Source organism: Opitutus sp. sgz309028 (genome assembly GCF_059821195.1).
Window position 1 is genome coordinate 889,921 of record NZ_JCAMRR010000001.1, and the last position, 20,700, is coordinate 910,620.

Consider the following 20,700-nt stretch of genomic DNA (forward strand, 5'->3'; position numbering starts at 1 on the left):
GCACGCTCATGCTCCGTTTCACCTGCGCTTCCGTTCTGCTGTTCGCCACGGCTTCCGCCGTCGCCGCGCCGCTCACCACTCCGCTCCGGCTCGACCCCGCGCCCACCGGCGAGCTCACGCCCGCCGCCGCCTACGATCCCGCCCGCGGCTACGGCTGGGTCACGCCACCGGATTCCGTGTTTTCCGAATCCCGTTTCACCCAGCTCCGCCCCGTGGAGCTCACCGACGGCGTCGCCGGTCGTGACTACACACTTCGGCTCGATCTCGCTCCGGGCCGCTGGGAAGCGATCGTCGGTCTTGACGACGGCTACAGCAACGCCGCCGACGTCCGCCTCGCGGTGAACGATCGCGTCATCGCTCACAGTCCCCGCCGCTTCGGCACCAGTTCCGAGCCGCCGGCCCCGCCCATCGACCGCCTGCGCGTCGCGCGTTTCAGCTTCGACGCCGCCGATCCCGTTTTCCTGCGTTTCAGCGCGCCTGACGCCGGTGCCCGGCTCGTTTCCCTCGAAATCATTCCGCTCGACTGGCCCGAGACCGAACTCACCCGCTGGCTGCTGCGCCAGATCGAGGAAACCGGTCGCTACCACTCCACCGCTCCGCTCGACGCCCTCCGCGTGCAACTCAACCAGCACGCGCAACGCGAACCCGCGCTCGCCGGCTTCGCCGCCCACTGGCTGGCGCAGATCGAACTGCTCGATCGCGCCGAATTCTGGTTCCGTTCCGGCGGTTGGGACTGGGTCAGCGCCCGCACCCGCAGCAGCATGTTCACGCGTTACCACCTCGTGCTGTCGCTGCTCGACCCCTTGATCGATTCCAGCGACGACCCTCATCCGGCGTTCCGCGACCGCGCGCGCTGGCTGCGCGCCCGTTTGCTCTACGGTCTCTGGCTCGAACAGGGCGCCGCCGAGGACAAGGCCGCCTTCGACGCCGACATCGCCGTCCTCCGCCGCGATCACCCGGACGACTCGCTCGTCGCCATGTATACCGGCGAAAAGATTTCCGCTCCGCTCCCGGCCGACGCCCCCGCCCCGCTTTCCGGCGCGCCCGCGTGGTCGACGACCCAGCTCGAGGTCCTCGCCCGCCTCCGCGATCTCGCCCGTTACTGGACCGACGAACGCCAGATCCCGAATGGCGAACTCGGCGGCAAGCTCGACGACGATGTTGAAATCCTCCGCTGGTGGACGCCGCTCGTTCTCACCGGCGATACCCGCGCCCTCGCCGGTTTCCGCCGTCTCGCCGAAGCCGTCTGGCACAGCCCCCGGATTCACAACGGCTACTCCCGCGCCGCCCGCGATGTCGAACACTCCGCCGAGTTCATTTCCGACACGCTGCCCATCCTCTCCCTCGCGACCGCCGATCGCGAATGGATCGAGCGTCTCTCCTGGTCCTATCGCCACATGCGCGATCTGTGGACCGGCCGCAACGATCGCGGCGACCTCCAGTTCAAATCCGCCTGGATCGGCGCCACCGAGATTCTTTCCGACCCGCCGCGAAACCGCGATCTCGCGATGAACACCCGCGCCGCGAAAGCCGTGCGCTACTACGCCCGCCTCGCCCCCGCTCCCGATGCCGCCCGTCTCCTCCAGGACTGGAGTCTCACCTGGGCCAAGACCGCCGCCCGCACCGACAAGGGCAAACCGCGCGGACTGTTTCCCGCCTCCCTGCGCTGGCCCGACGCCGCGCTGAACGGCGACGAGCCCGACTGGTATCGCGCGAACATGTTTTGGGACTACTTCGACTGGAGCGGCCAGGGCGATCTCTACGACCAGCTCCTTTTTTCCTGGAACGACAGCCACAACCCGGCGCTGCTCGAACCGATGCGCGACACCCTGGCGCTCCTCGAACAGAACCCCAACTCCGCCGCCGACGCCGCGCCCGGTTCAGCCGCGTGGGCCGCGCACGCGCTTCTGGAGAGCCCCAGCTTCTGGGGCGCCGTCATTCACTGGCGGCTCGAAACCGGAGACACCCGGTTCGATTCCTTTCTCGTCCGCCACGCGCCGCCTTACCTTCGTTATCGCTTGAGCGGCGATGCATCCGCGCTCGCCTCCGGCCTCGAGTCCACCCTGCTCACCGTCCTGCGCTACAACCGTCCCCTGCTGACGACCGAGGCCCTGTTCACCGATCGCGTTTATGTTTCCACCGACAGCGGCAACTACCTGGGCACCGATCTCCTCACCGCGATGCTCACCGGCTGCCACGCCGCCGACGGCCGTTCGCCCTGGTTTCATGTCGCTTGGGAAAACACCCCGCCGACGTTCACCGCACTCGTGACCGACACCGCCAGCGATCGCCTGGCCGTCGATCTTTTCCTGCATCAGAAAAAGTCCGCGACCGTCACCGCCCGGCTGCTCCGCCTCACGCCCGGTGCTTATCGCGTGACGATCGAATCCAACGGCCGCGTCCTCGCCGACCGCACGGAAACCGTCTCTGACGCGCAACGACGTCTCAACGTCGAGCTGCCCGGCGCCACTCCCGTCACCCTCCGCCTCACCCCCGTCAAATGATCGCAGTTCTCCTTCTCGGCACCCTCACCACCGCCCAGCCCGTCGGCGATCCGCTCGCAATCGCGACCACCATCGGTCACGCCGCGATTCGCGACGCCAGTTTCGCGGTCCGTCAAACGCCCTGGGAAGCCACGCAAGCCGTCCAGGTGCTCGACTTCGCCCAGTTCAACGGCGGCCGCCCCGTGTCCGCTCCCGGGCGCGCCCGCCACACGCTCACCCTCGCCGCCCCGGCCACGATTCGTTTTGGCCTCGCCGGCGCGGGCGTCGTCCGGCTCCAGATCGCCGGTCACAACGTGCCGATCCGCGACTACGCCACGCCGACGAGCCCGGTCGAATACGCCTACGATCATTTCCGCTGGCCCGACGCGTTCGAACTCGCGCTTCCCGCCGGCACCCACCCGATCGAAGTCGAAATCGAACCGCGCGCCGGCCGGGCGCTGCTGTTTCTTCAGGCCACCACCACTGCCGGCGCCGCCGATTCACGCGTCGTCTTCGGCGATGCCGCTCGCCCCGACTGGCAGATCGCGACCGACCGCGCGGCGTGGCGACCCGCGCCCCGCCCGTTCGTCGAGGATTTCGCCGTCAATCCTGCCGCCGCCTTCACCCGCCACTCGCTCGTCGAATGGCACTACGCCAACGGCAACACGCACCTCGCGCTGCTCGATGCCGCGGCCGCTGCCGGCGATCCGGCCCTCTTCGCGCAAGCGCGCCTCTATGCCGAGTTCACCCTCGACAACCTGCCGCGCCATCGCCGCCAGTTCGAGGAGGCGCACGTCTGGCGCGGCGCCAATTACCGCCTTTTCCGCGGCTGTCTCCTGGACGACACCACGGCGCCGGCGCTGCCGCTGGTAGAATTACTCCGCCTCGGCCGCGACCCGCATCCCGCGACCGCCGCGCTGGTCGACGACCTCCTGGATTTTCTCCTCCACCGCCACCCCCGGCTCGCCGATGGCACCCTCGCCCGCGACGAACCCGAGCCGGCCACCGTCTGGGCCGACGATCTTTTCATGAGCGGCGCCTTCCTCATTCGCGCAGCGGCGTGGAAAAAGGATCCGTCGCTCTTTGACGAAGCCGTTCTCCAGTCCCGCAATTTTCATCAACACCTGCTCAACCCGGCCACCGGCCTGTATTGGCACGGCTACTACGCCGCCCGCCACACGCCCGCGGCGTTCCATTGGGGTCGCGCCAACGGCTGGATGGCATGGTCCGCGGCCGAAATGCTGCGCTTTCTGCCGGTCGATCATCCCGGTCGCCCCGCGCTGCTCGCCGCCCACCGCGCCCACCTGCGTGCGCTGCTGCCGCTGCAGGCGCCATCCGGACTGTGGCATCAGGTTCTCGATCATCCTGAGTCCTACGAGGAAACCTCCGCCACCGCCATGTTCCTGATCGCGCTCGCCCGCGGCGTGCGCGAAGGCTGGCTCGATGCCGCCGAGTTTGCCGAACCGGCCCGGCGCGCCTGGGCGGGGCTTCAAACCAAGATCGATGCCGATGGCCGCGTGCGCGACATCTGCCGTGGCACCGGCATCGGCGACACGCTCCCTTATTATTTCACCCGTCCGACTGCGACGAGCGACCCGCGCGGTCTCGGCGCCGTCATCACCGCCGCAGTAGAAGCCGCGCGCCTGCCGCAACACCCGCAGGCAGGCATGTAGGGCGGGGTCTCCCGACCCCGCCGCATTCGCGCGCCCGCCCGCCATTTCATGCCGGCGGGGTCAGGAACCTCCACCCAACGTCATGCGGTCACGGGGTTCCAAGCTTCCAAACAAAATCCGGGAAGACCACAGAATGCACAGAGTGCACAGAATGGTGCTCTCGCGAACGAGTCCGCTCCAGCTAGCCCCATTCTGTGCATTCCGTGCACTCCGTGGTCCATTCGCTCCGCCGCCCAAAGAGGTAGGTCGTGGTCTCCCGCCCTACATCACGAAACCCTACATCACGCGGTAGCGGTATTTTCGATACCGCACGTCCTCGTCCGGCAGATCGAAGCGGAATCGCCACGCCGTCTCCGCCGCCTTTGGTGGGGTCAATCTCAGCAGCAGCGCGTTGCGACCTTTTACCAGCGGCAGCCGCCAGTGCCCGTCCGCTCCGGCACTCACCGGCTGCCCGTTGACCAACACCCGGAGCGCTGCGCCCGTGTGCTCCAGCCGCGCGGTGACTTCGCGCGCGCGTTCCGCATCGATCGCCGCATACGCATAGACGACACCGTCTCCCTCACGGCGCGACGCGAGATCCATCTCTGCCACGAGGTCGGATTGCGTCTTGCTCCAATCCTGCATCGCGCCGGCGCGATCCGCGAAACGCATGCCCGGCTTCGGCCGCGCCGCGACTTCGCCGCCCATCGTTCCGAGCAGGTCTTCGCCCGACATCGTCTCGGCCAGGGGTCCGGTTAGCAGCCAATAAGTGAAAAACTGTCCTCCTTCCGCGCGCACTCCAAGTGCGCCGCCATCGGCCACGCGCGCCCGCAACGCCCGCAGGTCCGCGAGCCGCTCCGTGTCCGGCTGCAGCGCTTCCGTCGTGAAGTGATCGCGATTCTCCGCGAACCACAGCCGCCGCAGTTCATCGCGAACGCGTGCCTGCCGCGCAATCAATTCGTCCAGCTCGGCCAGGTTCACGCCCGCCGTCGACCAGCGCGCGAGCGCCAGACGCAGATCGGCGTGCAGCGCGAGTTCGTCGAGGGTCCACGCCCACGCCGGCGCCTCCGGATCCGCGCCGAGTTCCGCCAGCGGCCCGCGGGCCCGCGCGACGATCGCCTTCACCTCGGGCCAATCGCGCGAGGTCACCGTCAGCGTCTCGCCCGCCCGCGGCACGATGCGCTCAAAGCGGTAGTGGTTGTTCATTTTCCACGTGGGAAACAACTCGCTCAGCTCGTCGGTCACCGCGGTCAATCGGCCCGTCGCGCCCGCGGCGACGCCCCGCGCGCGATCGTAGCGTTCGAAAAAGTCCGTCGTGTCAGCCGCGTCCGGATTCCACGCCTGCGCGGCGGCGAAGGCGATTCCCGGCCAGTCGAGCGCGAAGAGGTGCATGCCGCCGTCGTCCCACGCGGTCATCAACACTCCCCGCGCACCTTCGGCGCGCGCGGCGCCGACGAAGCCGCGCACGTTGTCCACGGTTTCCCGATACAGCGGCGCGAGCCGGTCGGAATTGAGCACGCCCGGACAGACGATCACGCCGAAGCCATGCTCGCGAAACGGCGCGATCATGCCGGTGAAATCCGCGTCCGCATCGTAGTTCCACGTGCCGACCAGCACGGATTTCGGCAACAGCTCCAGCAGCTCGCGGTGCTCGAGCATCATGTCGCCCCAGAGCACCGGCACGCGTCCCGCGGCCTCCACCTGCGCGATCAACGGCCGGAAATGCTCCGCATACAGTTTCGCCGGCGTGCGGCCGCGCCGCGCCGCCGCTTCGGCGAGATCGAACGCCTCGTCGCCGTTCAGCAGAAACTCGCGCTGCGAAAACACCGGCAGCATGTCGCCGATCACCTCGCTCAGGAAGCGCTGCACCCGCGGCTCCGCCGGCGCGAGCATGTCCGTCGTCTCGCCCAGCGGGGCATACGCAGGCACGCGAAGGATTTTGTCGAAATGTCCGAGCGTCTGAAAACTCCCCAGCAGCTCCACGTGATAGGTCGCCGCGTAAGCCACGAGTTCGTTGAACTCCTCCAGCGGGATCGCACCGCGGGGCGCGAAGTCCGGATGCGACGGCACGCGCACCACGTCTTCGACATACCAGGTGAGCCGGTTGATCTTCATCTCCGCCACGCGCCGGATCTGGGCGCGCAGGAAGTCGCCGCTCGACAGCGGTCCGCGGCTGATATCGTCCATCACCGCGCGAAACCCGAACTCCGGCCAGTCGCGCACGCGGACGCCCGGCAACGCTCCGCCCGGACCCGCCGCCCGCAGGATCTGCCGCAGCGTCTGCAGCGCGTAGAATAATCCGCGCTCCGCATTCGCCGCTGCCGTGATGCCGTGCGCGTCGATCACGAGCACATAACCTTCGTCGCCGAGACTCGCATCGGGCAGCGCGCCCACCCGTTCGCACCGCCGGCGAAACGCCTCATCGTATGCCGGCAAGCCCAGCGCCACCGTCGCGCGATCGACCTCGCTGGCTGCCGGCACGCGTTCGCTGCGCCAGGTTTCCAGCGCCTCGCGCAGTCCGCCCGCCAGATCCGCGCGCGTGTGACCCGCGGCCACCTGCCACGTCAACGCCGACGCCGGCGTGAGGCTCGCTTTGATTTCCACGACTTCGCGCGGCGCGGGCACGACCGGCAGCGCCGCCGTTGCCACCGCCGTCGCCACGATCCACCCGAGCCCGCAACCGATCCACGTGCGTATCATACCTCCACCACGACAAACACGCCCGACCCACGGCAATCCGTGAACTGGTCAACAAATTGAGCGCCCGCGGGTTTTACCTGAGGCGGTTCTGTCCGGAGATAATGCCACATGTTCTCACGCCCCGTTCCCCTCTTTTTTGTCGGGTGTCTCCTTTGGTCCGCCGCCGCGGCCCAGGTCCCTTCCACCACTATTTTTATGAGTCAGGCGCCCACCGCGGATCAACTCCGCGCCCAAAACCTCGCCCCCCTTCCGCACAATCTCTACGCGCGCGAACGCACGGACCTCAGCGGCACGTGGCGCTTCATCGTCGACACCGTCGAGCGCGGCCTGCGCGATCAGTATCCGCGTTACACGATTCCGAAGGACGAGAAACAGCAACCCGGCGGCCCGATCGTCGAATACGATTGGGACTCCGCACCGGAGATCACGGTCCCCGGCGATTGGAACACGCAAACCAACCAGCGCCTGTTCTGGTATGAAGGGCTCGGCTGGTATCGCCGCCACTTCTCCGCGCCCGCCGCCGCGCCCGGCCAGCGGATCTTCCTCTATTTCGAGGCCGCCAACTACCGCTCCCATGTTTACCTCAACGGCGAGCCGCTCGGCGTGCACGAAGGCGGGTTCACGCCGTTCGCTTTCGAAGTCACCGGCAAGCTCCGCGCCGACAATTCCCTCGTCGTCGGCGTCAACAGCCGCCGCCAGCAGGGCAACGTTCCCGGTTCCGATCCCGACTGGTTCACCTACGGCGGCATCACGCGGCCCGTCTGGTTGGTGACCACGCCGGAAACCTACATCCAACATTACAGCGCCGCGCTTCGCACCGTGAACGGTGCCGACGTCATCGCCGCGACGGCGCAGCTCGACGGACCGCGCCGCGCCGGCACCGCGGTGACGTGGCGCATCCCCGCCCTCAATCTCACGGCCACCGTCGAAACCAACGCCGAGGGCGTCGCGACGCTGCAGTTCCCGCTCCCCGCGAACCTGCAACGCTGGTCCCCGGAAAATCCCGCGCTCTACGAGGTCGAGGTGGCCACGGCTCAGGACCGCATCGGCGACCGGATCGGTTTCCGCACCATCGCCACCCGCGGCCACGAGATCATTCTCAACGGCCAGTCGATTTATCTCCGCGGAATTTCCCTGCACGAAGAACGTCTCGGCGATCACGAGGACGATGGCGGTCGGAAACTCGATTGGGACGACGCCCGCCGCCTGCTCCTCGAAGCCAAGGCGCTCGGCTGCAATTTCGTCCGCCTCGCCCACTATCCTCACACCGAGAAAATGACGCGCCTCTGCGACGAACTCGGCCTCCTCGTCTGGAGCGAGATCCCCGTTTACCAGGAAGACATCACCTACGACGATCCGCACAGCCTGTCGGTGGCCCGCGCCATGCAGGCCGCCAACATCGGCCGCGACCAGAATCGCGCGTCGGTCATCGTCTGGAGCGTCGCCAACGAAACGCCGCTCACCGACGCGCGGCTGGCGTTCCTCAAAGTGCTCATCGCCGATGCCCGCCGTCTCGACGACACGCGGCTCATCTCCGCCGCCCTGAACCGCAGCGTCACCAGCACGGAACGCGAAATCGTGATCGACGATCCGCTCGGCGCCCATCTCGACCTCCTCGCCTACAACACCTACATCGGCTGGTATGGGAATCTCTCCCCGGCCGACATCACGACGCTCGTGTGGCGCAACGCCTACGACAAGCCGATGATCTTCTCGGAATTCGGCGCGGACGCGAAGATCGGCATCCGCGGCGCAAAGGAAACCCGCTGGACCGAGGAATACCAGCACTGGCTCTACCAACAAACGATCGCCAACGCCGAAAGCATTCCGTGGCTCCGCGGCATGTCGCCCTGGATCCTGAAGGATTTCCGCTCCCCGCGGCGCTACCGCGGCGACTATCAAAACTACTGGAACCGCAAGGGCCTCATCTCGGAAACCGGCCAGCGCAAACTCGCCTGGCAGGTCCTCCACGACTTCTACGCCCGCAAACGCGAGGCCAAATAACTTCGAAGGCAGGGACTGAGGTAGGAAACTGAGGTAGGGACGCCTCTCCGAGGCGTCCGCAAGTCCCCCGCAAAGCCTCGTCCCACCGCTCCCGCCCTACCCGCGCCGCCCTACTCGTCGACGCGGATCGCGAAGCGAACTGTCTGCTGCAACTCGCCCGCCGCCGGCGGCGGCACGACCAGTTCGATCGGCCACGCGCGCAACGCCGGATACGGCGACCAGTATTTCCCAACCTCGCGACCCGACTCCAGTTTCACGTTTCCATCTGTCACGTGAAACTGAATACGTCGTTTCGCTCCCTGCATCTCGACGGAACGCGCATCGGTTTGCGTGAAGCGAGTCCCTTCCGGCCACACGATCGGCTCGACGATCCGGATCTCGGGCGTGGCACCGCGATAGAAGAGCGTGATTTCCTTCACGATCTCGTTGTCCCGAAACGTGTGCGTCAGCCGGTAGCTCACGCCGCCGTGATGCCAGCTCCGGTCCCGCAGTTCGCCGTAGGTTGAAACGACGAACTCGCCCGGCTGCGGCGTCTCCGTGCGGAGCCGGCCGTCGAACTCGAACAGGTTGGTGAAATAATTTTCGCCGGCCGTGAACTCGATCCGCGGCGTCAGCGGGCGCAGCTCGCCGTCCACCACCGGGAAACTCATCGGCTCCCAGCGATGATACTCCGTCTGACTCGACGCCTGCAGCAAACCGTGCCCTTCGAGCCACAAACACGAGAGCGCGCCGCCGCTGGGACGAAACATGTATTTCCCCTTCGGCCCCGCCGCGATGTCCTTGTAGCGATAGGCCGTGACCGTGCCCATGAACGCGCGGGTGCGCGTGAGCACGACGTCAATCGTCGGAAAATGCCGCTGCCACGCCAAACGGTCGCTCGGCAACGGCACGAGCGCGCGCTCCGGCTGCGGATCGAACGCCATCGCCATCGCGAGGTTCTTGGCCTTCGTGAAGGTCGGATAGATGCAGGGCGGCTCGCGCATCACCGTCCCGTGGTGCGGACCGTAGTCCACGAGTCCGTCGCGGATGCACGTCCGCAGAAACTGGAGATTGCGCCACGCGGCGCTCGCATAGGCCGGATCGTCGTCGGCAAACAACGCGAAGAGCGTCTGACAGCCATCCGACGTCGCGCTCCCGTAAACGGTCCACTTGTTCGACCGGATGCCCCAGGTGTTGTCCATCATGCCGTCCGGATAAATGAACGGCAGATGCGAGCGCAGCGACGCGCGCACGAGATCGTGGACCAGGGCGTCGTTCGTCAGCTTCGCGTAATACGCGAGTCCCCACAGCGACATCTCGAGCGAGTAGCCGAGATCGATGCCCATCTTTCGTCCGTAGGATTTGCCGCCTTCGCCGTTGAGAAATCCGTCCTCGTCCAGCAACGCCACCGTCGCCCGCGCGAGCGCGTGCGCGCGCTCGCCATAAGCCGGCTTGGGCACAAGTCGATGCGCGGCGGCCAGCGACGCGGCGGTCGTCGCACAATAATTGATGCTCGCGAACTGCGGGCTCATCGTCCGCGCGAGATAATCGGCAGCGTGCTCGATCGCGCCCAACCACGCCGCGCGTTCCGCCGGCTCGAAACGCGTCGCGAGGCTTTCATACGCGAGCACGAGCATCAGCAGCTGATCCGTGGTCGTGCCGGTCCACTCCTCCGGCGTCTCCTTCCAACTGCCGTCGGGCTGTTGCTGACGAAAGAGCCACCACCCCAGCGCTCGTGCCGCGCGCAGGTGGCGTTCGTCACCGGTTTCCAGGAATTGCTGCGCCAGCGGCCAGACCGCCTCGGCGGCGCGCGTGTGCAGGACGTCGCAGCGCGGACACGCGAGCGCACCCGCGTCGTCGCCGCGCTCCGGCCCGAGCTGCAGGCGCTCGAGCGTTTCGATGAGCGTCGTCAGCGTGTGGGCGTATTCGGCGCGCAGCGGCACGCTCGCCGGCGCGGTCGCCGCCGCGCGTCCGGCGACCGCACCGAACAAAGCCAAGGCGAGGCCAGCTCCGAGCCGCCGCGCCCGCCGGCGGGTGCGGAGGTTTTCTTTGCGCGCAGTTTCCATATCGGCGGTCGTCGCGGGTTGCGGGTTCAGATCTTCTTCAAAAACGCCGGCGCCGGGCCGCGAGGATTGCGCACGAGCAGGAGCACCAGTCCGGCCCCGACCAGCGGCACGAGGCTGCCGCCGATCAGGATCGGCGCAAACGAATGCTGCTCGGAAATGCGGCCGATCAAAAAGGTCGAACCGATCGTGAGCGTTTGCGCCACCGTGCCGCACATGCCGCCCACCGTCGCCACCGAGCCGCTGCGGTAAAGGTCCGTCGGCAGCACGATCGCCATCGTGGAATACGCGGCATACGAGAAGGTCGCCACCGCGAACAGCCCGACGATCGCGAACAGGTTCGTCATCGCCACCGCCGGCGCGAGCATCGTCATGCCGAATCCCGCCACCACGATCACGGTCTTCCGTGCGCGCCCCACCGGCCAGCCGCGGCGAATCAGCCAGCTGGATACGCCGCCGCCCGCGAAGTTGCCCAGATCCGCCGCGACGAACGGAATCCAGAACGCGATCAGCGTGGATTCCGGACTGAAGCCTTTCGCGACGAGAAAAATCATGAACCAGTCCGTCACGAAGAACCACACGGGATCGGTGAACGACCGGGCCACGATCGTCCCCCAGGTCTGCGGCTGCCTCAGGAGCGTGAGGATCGAAGGCCGTTCCGCGGGCGCATCCGCTTCGCTCTCCGCCCGATCCGCGAGGATCATGTCGCGCTCCTCCTTGCCCAGCCGCGGATGCGTTTCCGGCGGTTGATAAAGCAGCCACCACCCCACGATCCACAGGAACCCGAGCATGCCCGTGATCAGAAACGCCGGCCGCCAGCCGCCGAAACTGTGATACAGCCAGATCACCAGCGCCGGCGCGATCGCGGCACCGATCGACGATCCGGTGTCGAACAGCGCCACCGCCCAGCCGCGCTCCTGTTTCGGGAACCACTCCGCCACCGTCTTCGTCGCCGCCGGCCAGTTCGGGGATTCGGCGAGCGCGAGCAAAAACCGGAACGCGATGAAACTGCGCAGTCCGCTCGCCAGCGACGTGAGCATCGCGACGACCGAATAACACGCGACGGTGATCGCGAGCCCCGCGCGCGTGCTCACGCGATCCATCACGCGGCCAAACGCGGTCATGCCGAACGCGTAGGCCACGCGAAACGCGATCACGATCAGCGCGTAGTCCTCGTTGGTCCAGTGATACTCCTCCTTCAGAAACGGCGAGAGCACCGCGAGGGTCTGGCGGTCGACGTAATTGATGACGGTCGACGCGAACAACATCCCGCCGATCCACCAGCGGAGATGACGGATCGGGCGCAGCGCCCTGCGAATCGCGGTCATCGGACCGGCCTTTGCCGTGCGCCGCGCGCGAGGCTGCCGACGAGGGTGAGAAACGGGGAGAGGGCGTTCATGCCGAGGAATCGGAGAACGCGAGCGCGGCGGATGCCGTATCGAGATACAACGTCGCGGCCGGGTGGAGTCGGAGCAGCGTCGCCGGGCACGCCGTCGTGATCGCATCGTGCAGCGTTCCCCGCACGGCCGCGGCCTTGCGCGGGCCGGGCACGTGCACGCTGAGCCGCCGCGCGTCGCGAAACACCGGCAGCGTGAGCGTGAGGGCGTGACGCGGCACCGCGTCGAGCGCCGGATACCAGCCGTCGTTCACCTGCTGCTGCCGGCAGACGTCCTCGAGCTCCACGGTCTTCACCCGCACGGGATCGTCGAAATCCGCCACCGGCGGATCGTTGAACGCGAGATGTCCGTTCTCGCCGATGCCAAGACAGATCAGATCGATCGGTTTTTCGTCGAGCAGGTTCGCGTAGCGGGCGCACTCCGCGGCGAGATCGACGTTCTCGGCATCGAGGTCCAGGAAACGCCCGACGGGCACGCGATCGAGCAGGTGGCCACGCAGATAGCGGCGGAAACTCTGCGGCGATGTCGCCGGCATGCCGACATACTCGTCCATGTGAAACGCGGTGACGCGCGGCCAGTCGAGACCGGTGCGCACCAGCGCCTCGAGAAACTCGTCCTGCGACGGCGCGCAGGCGAAGATCACGCGCGCCTCGCCGCGCGCCGTAATGACGGATTGGATATACTCGGCGCACGCGTTCGCGGCCGCGCGTCCGAGTTCGGAGCGATCGCGGTGAACTTCGACGGCGAGGCGACCGAACGTCGCCTGTTGCACGGGAGGGGAGGACTTCATGGGGAAAAGCGGCGGGCGCCGTGGCCTCACGGCGCAAGGAGAGCGACGCGACCGGGTCCGACCGCGCCGGGGGAGATCGCCACGCCGATACCGCTCCGCCGGGAAATCCGCGCCGGGGCGGCGACGAAGGCGACATGGGCATGGCAGCACGTGCATCCCATGCGGCCGCGACTTCAGGCGATGGCGGCGTTATTCAAGCTGTTGACCCGCGCGGCGCCCGCCCTTTTTCCGGGGCCCGGCGTCGGCCGGGTTTTTGTTCGTGCCGGGGACGATCCCGGCATCCCGCTCGCCGATTGGCTTTTGCGCGACTCCTGAATCCAGTATCGACGCATGAAAAAAGGAATCATCGCCGTTCTGTTTCTCGCCGCGCTGCAGGTCAGCGCCGTCGCTCAGAATTCGTGGAAGGCCGATCCGCCTCATTCGAGAATCGGCTTCACCATCACCCACCTCGGCATCTCCGAGATCACGGGCGCCTTCGATCGATTCGACGTCACCATCCGCGCCACAAAACCGGACTTCAGCGACGCGGTGTTCGAATTGAACATCGATGCCGCCTCGATCAACACGGCGGTGCAGAAACGCGACGATCACCTGCGCAGCCCGGACTTCTTTGAAGTCGCGAAATACCCGGCGATCACCTTTCGCAGCACGTCGATCGAGCCCGCCGGGAAGGACCGCTACCGTCTGACGGGCGATCTCACGATTCACGGTCGGACGAAAACGGTGACCATGGACCTGTGGTTCCGGGGCACGACATTGAACCAGGACAAAACCACGGCCGGCTTCCAGCTCACGGGAACCCTGAAGCGATCGGATTTCGGCGTCGGACCCAAGTTTCCTCCGCCGATGGTTTCCGACGAACTGACCGTCAAGGCGGACGGCGAGTTCATCAAACAATAAGGCGCTGCGGGCGCGGCGCGATGGCATCCCGATGCAGACCGATTCCCTCGCGCCGCACCAACAAACCGTCGAAGCCGCCCTCGCGGCGCGGGGCGCCGATCCGCAGCGCGGTTTGAGCGACGAGGAGGTTCGGGCCCGGCTGGAACGTTACGGCCGTAACGAACTCCTCGCCGAAAAGCCGGTCCCCGCCTGGCGGAAGTTCGTCGCGCAGTTCACGAACTTCCTCGTGATCCTGCTGATGATCGCCGCAGCGATCTCGGCGGCAATCTGGTGGTTCGAACGCGAGTCGGCGCTGCCCTACGAAGCGCTCGCGATCATGGCGATCGTGCTGCTGAACGCGGTCATGGGCTACGTCCAGGAATCGCGGGCGGAAGCTTCGCTCGCGAAATTGCGCGCCATGTCCGCGGCCGAGGCGACGGCACTGCGGAACGGCGAGCGGCGCCGCGTGCCCGCGGCGGAACTCGTGCCCGGCGACATCATCGCAATCGAAGAGGGCGACACGATTCCGGCCGATGCGCGGCTGATCCACTCGACGGCATTGCAAACGGCGGAGGCCGCCCTGACCGGCGAGAGCCTGCCTTCGTCCAAGGACACCGATCCGGTCGCCGCGGAGACCGGACTCGGCGACCGCACGAACATGGTGTTCAGCGGAACGGTCGCGACCTACGGACGCGGCCGGGCCGTCGTCACCGCCACCGGCATGCACACGGAGATGGGCCAGATCGCCGGCATGCTGAAGGACACCCCCGTGGAAACGACGCCGCTGCAAAAGGAGCTCGAGCGGCTCGGGAAACGACTCGGCGTGATCGTGGCGATCGTCGCAGTGGCGATCATCGCCACGATCCTTCTCGTGGAAGACGTGCACGGCGTCCCGGCGCAGTTGGAGGTGCTGATCCTCGGGGTGGCGCTCGCGGTCGCCGCGGTGCCCGAAGGACTGCCCGCCATCGTCACAGCGGTCCTGTCGCTGGGCGTCCGGCGCATGGCGCAGCGCCGTGCTATTGTCCGGCACCTCTCCGCGGTCGAAACCCTCGGCTCGGCGACGGTCATCGCGTCGGACAAAACCGGCACGTTGACGAAAAACGAAATGACCGTCCGCGCCGTCGTGACCGCCGGCGGTCGCGTGGACTTCGGCGGCACCGGCTATGCTCCGACCGGCGAAGTCTCCTCTCAAGGAGCTCCGGTCGAAGGCGCGCTCCGCCTGGAACTCGAACGTGCGCTCGCGGTGGCCGACCGCGCCAACAACGCCGTGTTGCAGGAACACGAGGGCCGCTGGACCATTCAGGGCGATCCGACCGAGGGCGCCTTGGTGGTGGCCGCGCGCAAAGCGGGATTGGAATCCACCACGCTCGCGGCGCGGCTCGCGCGCGTCGGAGAGGTGCCTTTCTCGTCCGAGCGGAAGTTGATGAGCACGGTGCACGCCGACGCCGCCAACCAGGATCGCCTCCTCGTCTTCACCAAAGGCGCGCCCGATGTGCTGCTCGCCCGCTGCGCAAACGAAGGGGTGGGCCGGGAGTCGCGCCCGTTGAGCGATGAACGGCGCGCCGCGATCCTGCAGGCGAACGACGCGCTGGCCGGCGAGGCGCTGCGCACGCTCGGCGTCGCGGCGCGCGAGCTGCGCGCCGACGCCTTGGAGCGCGCCGATGCCGGGGAACACCTCGAGCAAAAACTGACGTTCCTGGGATTGATCGGCATGATCGATCCGCCGCGGGCGGAGGCGAAGGACGCGGTGGCGCGGGCCCGCCACGCCGGCATCCGGCCGCTGATGATCACCGGCGACCACGCGAAAACCGCCGCCGTCATCGCCGCGGAGTTGGGGATCGCCGATCACGGCCGCGCCGTCACGGGCGCCGAGCTCGAAAAAATGTCCGACGAGGATCTGGCGCGCACCACGCGCGAGGTCTCCGTCTATGCGCGCGTGAATCCGAGTCACAAGCTGCGGATCGTAAAAGCGCTGCAGGCGAACGGCGAGACGGTGGCGATGACGGGCGACGGCGTGAACGACGCGCCGGCGTTGAAGACCGCCGACATCGGCGTGGCGATGGGCATCACCGGCACCGACGTCTCGAAAGAGGCGGCGAACGTCGTGCTGACCGACGATAATTTTGCGACCATCGTGGCGGCCGTGGAGGAAGGCCGGTCGATTTTTGCCAACATCCGGAAGTTCCTGCGCTACCTGCTCTCGTCGAATATCGGCGAAGTGATGACGATGTTCTTCGGTGTCGTGTTCGCGAAGGCGATCGGACTGGACACGGAGAGCGGCGTCGTGCTGCCGCTGCTGGCGACCCAGATCCTGTGGATCAATCTGGTGACCGATGGCGCGCCGGCGCTGGCGTTGGGCGTCGACCCGGTCGAGCCCGGCGTCATGGATCAGCCGCCGCGCCGTCGCGCGGAGGGGGTGCTCACGGCGCAGATGTGGCGCGGCATCGCGCTGGTCGGCATCGTGATGGCGGTGGGCACGCTCGGCGTGTTCGACGCCTCGCTGCCGGGCGGTTTCATCGAAGGCACCGGGGATCTGCGCTACGCGCAAACGATGGCGTTCACCACGCTGATGGGGCTTCAGTTGTTCAATGTTTTCAACGCGCGCTCGGACGTGCGCAGCGCGTTCTCCGGTCTGTTTCACAACGCCTGGCTGTGGGCGGCGATCGCATTCTCGCTCGCCTTGCACGTCGCGGTGATCCATGTGCCGGTCCTGCAAAAGGCGTTTTCAACCGTAAGCCTCAGCCTGCGCGACTGGCTTGTCTGCGCCGCAGTCGCCAGCTCCGTGTTGTGGCTGCGCGAACTCAGCAAAGCGATTGTCCGCCGCACGACGAAGCCCGGGAGGCTAAACGTCGCATGATCGCGCCCGGTGCATCGTCCCGGCCGCCGGCGGCCAGCCACATCGAAGCCGGAGCGCGAGAACTGGCGGAGCGGGCCTTCTCCCGCAGCGCCGGCGCGCCGCTGGTTGCAGGCAACCGCGTGCAACTGCTGAAGAATGCGGCCGAAAATTATCCCGCCTGGCTCGAGGCAATCGCGTCGGCGCGGCAGCGCGTCCATTTCGAGAACTACATCCTGGCCGACGACGAGGTGGGCAATCGCTTCGCCGACGCGTTGGCCGAACGCGCGCGGGCGGGCGTCGCGGTGCGGTTGATTTACGACTGGCTCGGCGTGGTGCGAAAGGCCTCGCGCCGGTTCTGGGCGCGGCTGCGCGACGCCGGCGTCGAGGTGCGCTGCTACAATCCGCCGCGGCCGGAATCGCCGCTCGGCTGGGTCTCGCGGGATCATCGCAAACTCCTGGTCGTCGACGGCGAGGTGGGATTCGTTTCCGGACTCTGCGTGGCCTCCATGTGGACGGGAGATCCGGCCAAGGGGATCGCGCCCTGGCGCGACACCGGCGTGGAGATCCGCGGGCCGGCGGTGGCCGATTTGGAGCGGGCGTTCGCGCGCATGTGGGCCATGTTGGGCGCGCCGATCGACGACGCACCGGACGCCGTGCTCCCGATCGCGCCCGCCGGCGAGGTGAGCGTGCGCATCGTCGCGAGCGAGCCCGCCACGTCGGGCACGTTCCGGCTGGATCAACTCGTGGTGGCTTTTGCCCGCCGCCGGGTGTGGCTCACGGACGCCTATTACCTCGGCGCCCCGACCTACGTCCAGGCCCTGATCACCTCCGCCCGGGACGGCGTCGATGTGCGCATGCTCTTCACGCGAGCGTCGGACATTCCGCTGCTGCGGATCATGTCCCGCACGGGTTATCGCGCGCTGCTCGAGGCGGGCGTGCGGATTTTCGAATGGAATGGCTCCGTGCTGCACGCGAAGACCGCGGTGGTGGACGGACGTTGGGCTCGCGTCGGCTCCACGAACCTGAATCTCGCGAGCTGGATGGGAAATTGCGAACTCGACGCCGTGATCGAGGACGAGGGTTTCGCCGGGAAAATGGAGGCCATGTATCTGGAGGATCTCGGCAACGCGACGGAGGTGGTGCTTCACGGAAAACGAAAGCTGGGCCAGACGACACGACCGGCCGGCGGGCCGGCGCATCATCCCAAGGGCAGCGCCGGCCGCGCGGCCACCGGGGCGGTGCGCATCGGCAATGTGCTCGGCGCCGCGCTCGCCGACCGCCGCGTCATCGAACCGATCGAAACGCGGCTCCTGTTGTGGACCGGCCTCTCCGCGCTCGCACTCGCGATCCTGTTCGTCGCCTTCCCGCGCGCCTTCGCTTATCCGGCAGGAGCGATCCTCGCGTGGCTCGCGCTCGCCCTGCTCTATCGCGGTTTCCTGCTGAGGCACCGGCACCGGCGCGAACGGGTCAATCCAAAGGCGCCCGCCCTCGTTTCCGCCCCGGCGGGCGACGTGAAACCGGCCGCGCCGGCTGCGTCCCGGAACCCCGAGGCGCCGCCCGCGGCGGGCTGACGCGTATCCAGCTTATGGTTTCGCCGCGCCCTGAGCCCAGGCCCGTCGCCCCGCCGGAGGCCGTTTCCCGACGGGCCGGCGATCGCGCGGACCGCGGCGTGATCCGCGTGCGACTCCGGGAGCTCGCGCAGCTGTTCAACTCGATGGATCCCTCGCCGTTTCCGGATCGCGATCTCGACGCGAACGCGGAGGAGTTCATCGTTGGCTGGGCGCGGGAACTGCCCCCGACCCGGACGCTGGAACTGGTGATTCATCTCGCGACGCCTCCGCCGCCAGAGCGCGCCGCCCGTGTTCCGGCCGCCATCCAGCACTACTTCGCGGAACGTGCCGGCCAAAAGCGGCGGGAATTCCGGCAGCTGATGCGACGCGGCCGCATCAGCCTGCTGGTCGGTCTCGCGTTTCTCGCCGTGTGCCTGGCCATCAGCAATCTGCTCGAGCGGCACGGCGAGTCCGCGTTGACCGGCATCCTCAGGGAAGGATTCGTCATCGCAGGCTGGGTCGCGATGTGGCGGCCGCTGGAAATCTACCTCTACGACTGGTGGCCGCTGCGCGCCGAATGGCGGGTGCTGGAAAAGCTCAGCCGCGTCCACGTGAAACTGGAAACCGCTCCGGGTCCGGCCGCCGAATCTCCGGCGCCGAAGCCGTGATTTTCCGCCGGTGGCGCGGGCCGCCGGGATTTTTTCCTGCTCCCAAATTGCCCGTTGCCTCGGGAGCCGATGATTGGCGTGAATCGCCCCGATGTCTCCGACGCTCTATCTCATTCTCCCCGCGCTCCTCGTCGCCGTCGTGCTCGCGTCCGTCTGGCTGGAACGTTGGAGCGTGCCGGTAATTCTCGTGGCGTTGGGGACCGGGATCGTCTGCGGCAGCGACGTGCTCAATCTGTGGAATTTCGGCGACATGGTGCTCACGAACCAGTTCGCGAATCTCGCGCTGGTGTTCATCCTGTTTCACGGCGGCTTCGTGACGAAGCGGGCGGATTTCCGCGTCGTCGCCCTGCCGGCGGGCGGTCTCGCGACCTGGGGCGTGCTGCTCACCGCCGCGATCACCTATGTGATCCTCCACTGGGGGCTGGGCTGGTCGAAGGAGTTGTCGGTGCTGCTGTCGGTGATCATCTCGTCGACCGACGCCGCCGCGATCTTCTCCATCCTTCGGCGCCAATCGCTGCCGCCGCGGCTGTCGTCCACGGTCGAGATCGAGAGCGCCGCGAACGACCCGATGGCCATTTTGATGACGACGGTCGCGGTCGCGACGTTCGCCTCGGGCGACCGGTTCGATGCGACGACCGTGCTGCTGTTCTTCTGGAAATTCGGCGCCGGCCCGATCTTCGGCTATGTCGCCGGACGTTTCTCGATCTGGATGTTCAACCGGCTGACGCCGCAGGACCGCGGCAACTACTATGTGCTTTTTGTCGGTCTCGTCCTGTTGACCTATGGCGTGGCCGAACTGGCGCAGGCGAGCGGCATGCTCGCGGTCTTCACGGCCGGGTTTGTCATGGGCAACGGCGCGTTCGTGCACAAGCAGGGCGTCCTGAACTTCTCCGAGGCGCTCTCGACCATCGTGAACATCGGCATGTTCGTGCTGATGGGCCTGCTGGTCTTCCCGCATGAGTGGTCGGAACTCTGGCTGCAGGGAATCCTGCTCTTCCTCGTGCTGACGTTCGTCGCGCGCCCGCTCGCGGTTTTCCTCGGCACGATGGGGATGAATTTCGGTTTCCGTAACAAGGTGTTCGCGTCATGGGCGGGCCTGCGCGGCGCGGTGCCGATCGTGCTGGCGACCTATCCTGCCGCCGCCGGACTCGCCATCGGCAACCAGGTTTTCAACCTGGTGTTCTTCGCCGTCATCCTGTCGATCCTCGTTCAGGGCTCGACGCTCGGCACGGTCGCGAAATGGATGGGGCTCTCCGCGCCCGCCCGGCCGAAGGCGCTGTTCAGTCTCGAAATGATCACGATGGCGAAAAGCGATTACGATGTCGTCACCGTCGATCTGCCGGGACCGAAAGGCGTCAGCGGTCCGCGCATTCGCGACCTGTCCCTGCCGGAGGGCGCCGTGATCACCCTCGTCACCCGGGGCGACCAGGTCGTCCTGCCGCAGGGTCAAACCCAGTTGCAGGGCTGGGATCAGGTCACCGTGCTGGCGCACGCGCCCGACGAAGAGCGGATTCGCGAGACGTTCATGCAGGCGTTTTCCTCCCGCGCGGCCGATGCCGCCTCGGAGATCCCGCCGGCGTAAGAGAGATTTGACCGCGGGTTTGACCGGCGCTTGGCGCCGCGTGCGTGCCGTGATGCAGGATCAGGCAACCGGGTAGCGACGATCGTCTCGATCGCCAGGGTTCGCGCCTGCGCGGGG

12 protein-coding genes are annotated in these 20,700 nt (G+C 67.2%); 8 read left to right on the forward strand and 4 right to left on the reverse strand.

From position 1 onward, the window contains the following. Positions 1–8: 8 nt before the first annotated feature. Positions 9–2,504 (forward strand): hypothetical protein, encoded by a 2,496-nt coding sequence (locus AC6RV7_RS03310; protein WP_500092477.1) that lies wholly within the window; start codon positions 9–11, stop codon positions 2,502–2,504. Further along, a complete protein-coding gene (locus AC6RV7_RS03315) occupies positions 2,501–4,156 on the forward strand; it encodes a glycoside hydrolase family 88/105 protein (RefSeq protein WP_500092478.1) in 1,656 nt (551 codons plus the stop codon). The genes AC6RV7_RS03310 and AC6RV7_RS03315 overlap by 4 nt, the downstream gene beginning before the upstream one ends. 276 nt (positions 4,157–4,432) lie before the next feature. On the opposite strand, the gene AC6RV7_RS03320 is transcribed toward AC6RV7_RS03315, so the two are convergent. After that, entirely contained in the window at positions 4,433–6,835 is a 2,403-nt protein-coding gene (locus AC6RV7_RS03320) for a glycoside hydrolase family 20 zincin-like fold domain-containing protein (RefSeq protein WP_500092479.1), read from the reverse strand. A gap of 195 nt (positions 6,836–7,030) precedes the next feature. On the opposite strand from AC6RV7_RS03320, the gene AC6RV7_RS03325 reads away from it, so the two are divergent. After that, the gene (locus AC6RV7_RS03325) at positions 7,031–8,839 is read left to right on the forward strand and encodes a glycoside hydrolase family 2 protein (RefSeq protein WP_500092480.1); all 1,809 of its coding nucleotides are present in this window, start codon (positions 7,031–7,033) and stop codon (positions 8,837–8,839) included. A gap of 110 nt (positions 8,840–8,949) precedes the next feature. On the opposite strand, the gene AC6RV7_RS03330 is transcribed toward AC6RV7_RS03325, so the two are convergent. From AC6RV7_RS03330 to AC6RV7_RS03340, 3 genes are all read right to left on the reverse strand, one after another. Continuing rightward, positions 8,950–10,815 (reverse strand): ulvan lysase-like protein, encoded by a 1,866-nt coding sequence (locus AC6RV7_RS03330; protein ID WP_500092481.1) that lies wholly within the window; start codon positions 10,813–10,815, stop codon positions 8,950–8,952. 95 nt (positions 10,816–10,910) lie between these two features. Beyond that, a complete protein-coding gene (locus AC6RV7_RS03335) occupies positions 10,911–12,209 on the reverse strand; it encodes an MFS transporter (protein WP_500092482.1) in 1,299 nt (432 codons plus the stop codon). Positions 12,210–12,276: 67 nt separating this feature from the next. Continuing rightward, complete coding sequence (locus tag AC6RV7_RS03340) at positions 12,277–13,068, reverse strand: glucosamine-6-phosphate deaminase (RefSeq protein ID WP_500092483.1); 792 nt, start codon at positions 13,066–13,068, stop codon at positions 12,277–12,279. 330 nt (positions 13,069–13,398) lie between these two features. On the opposite strand from AC6RV7_RS03340, the gene AC6RV7_RS03345 reads away from it, so the two are divergent. The 5 genes from AC6RV7_RS03345 to AC6RV7_RS03365 all read left to right on the forward strand — a co-directional run bounded on the left by AC6RV7_RS03345 (position 13,399) and on the right by AC6RV7_RS03365 (position 20,583). Continuing rightward, positions 13,399–13,968: a YceI family protein gene (locus tag AC6RV7_RS03345; protein WP_500092484.1), complete on the forward strand. Its 570-nt coding sequence runs from the start codon at positions 13,399–13,401 to the stop codon at positions 13,966–13,968. Between the two features lie 31 nt (positions 13,969–13,999). Then, positions 14,000–16,804 carry a cation-translocating P-type ATPase gene (locus tag AC6RV7_RS03350; RefSeq protein ID WP_500092485.1) on the forward strand — a complete coding sequence of 935 codons (2,805 nt, stop codon included), beginning with the start codon at positions 14,000–14,002 and terminating at the stop codon, positions 16,802–16,804. Continuing rightward, positions 16,801–18,354, forward strand: coding sequence for a phospholipase D-like domain-containing protein (locus AC6RV7_RS03355; protein WP_500092486.1), 1,554 nt, complete (start codon positions 16,801–16,803; stop codon positions 18,352–18,354). Before AC6RV7_RS03350 ends, AC6RV7_RS03355 begins: the two co-directional genes overlap by 4 nt. A 14-nt stretch (positions 18,355–18,368) precedes the next feature. After that, entirely contained in the window at positions 18,369–19,001 is a 633-nt protein-coding gene (locus tag AC6RV7_RS03360; protein WP_500092487.1) for a hypothetical protein, read from the forward strand. Between the two features lie 91 nt (positions 19,002–19,092). Beyond that, entirely contained in the window at positions 19,093–20,583 is a 1,491-nt protein-coding gene (locus AC6RV7_RS03365) for a potassium/proton antiporter (protein WP_500092488.1), read from the forward strand. The last annotated feature ends 117 nt before the right edge of the window (positions 20,584–20,700 follow it).

Excerpts from the sequence above, each read along its gene's own strand:
- AC6RV7_RS03345 (WP_500092484.1), top strand. The coding sequence starts at position 13,399 with ATGAAAAAAGGAATCATCGCCGTTCTGTTTCTCGCCGCGCTGCAGGTC.
- AC6RV7_RS03310 (WP_500092477.1), top strand. The coding sequence starts at position 9 with ATGCTCCGTTTCACCTGCGCTTCCGTTCTGCTGTTCGCCACGGCTTCC.
- AC6RV7_RS03320 (WP_500092479.1), bottom strand. The coding sequence starts at position 6,835 with ATGATACGCACGTGGATCGGTTGCGGGCTCGGGTGGATCGTGGCGACG.
- AC6RV7_RS03315 (WP_500092478.1), top strand. The coding sequence starts at position 2,501 with ATGATCGCAGTTCTCCTTCTCGGCACCCTCACCACCGCCCAGCCCGTC.
- AC6RV7_RS03325 (WP_500092480.1), top strand. The coding sequence starts at position 7,031 with ATGAGTCAGGCGCCCACCGCGGATCAACTCCGCGCCCAAAACCTCGCC.
- AC6RV7_RS03355 (WP_500092486.1), top strand. The coding sequence starts at position 16,801 with ATGATCGCGCCCGGTGCATCGTCCCGGCCGCCGGCGGCCAGCCACATC.
- AC6RV7_RS03340 (WP_500092483.1), bottom strand. The coding sequence starts at position 13,068 with ATGAAGTCCTCCCCTCCCGTGCAACAGGCGACGTTCGGTCGCCTCGCC.
- AC6RV7_RS03360 (WP_500092487.1), top strand. The coding sequence starts at position 18,369 with ATGGTTTCGCCGCGCCCTGAGCCCAGGCCCGTCGCCCCGCCGGAGGCC.
- AC6RV7_RS03350 (WP_500092485.1), top strand. The coding sequence starts at position 14,000 with ATGCAGACCGATTCCCTCGCGCCGCACCAACAAACCGTCGAAGCCGCC.
- AC6RV7_RS03365 (WP_500092488.1), top strand. The coding sequence starts at position 19,093 with ATGTCTCCGACGCTCTATCTCATTCTCCCCGCGCTCCTCGTCGCCGTC.
- AC6RV7_RS03335 (WP_500092482.1), bottom strand. The coding sequence starts at position 12,209 with ATGACCGCGATTCGCAGGGCGCTGCGCCCGATCCGTCATCTCCGCTGG.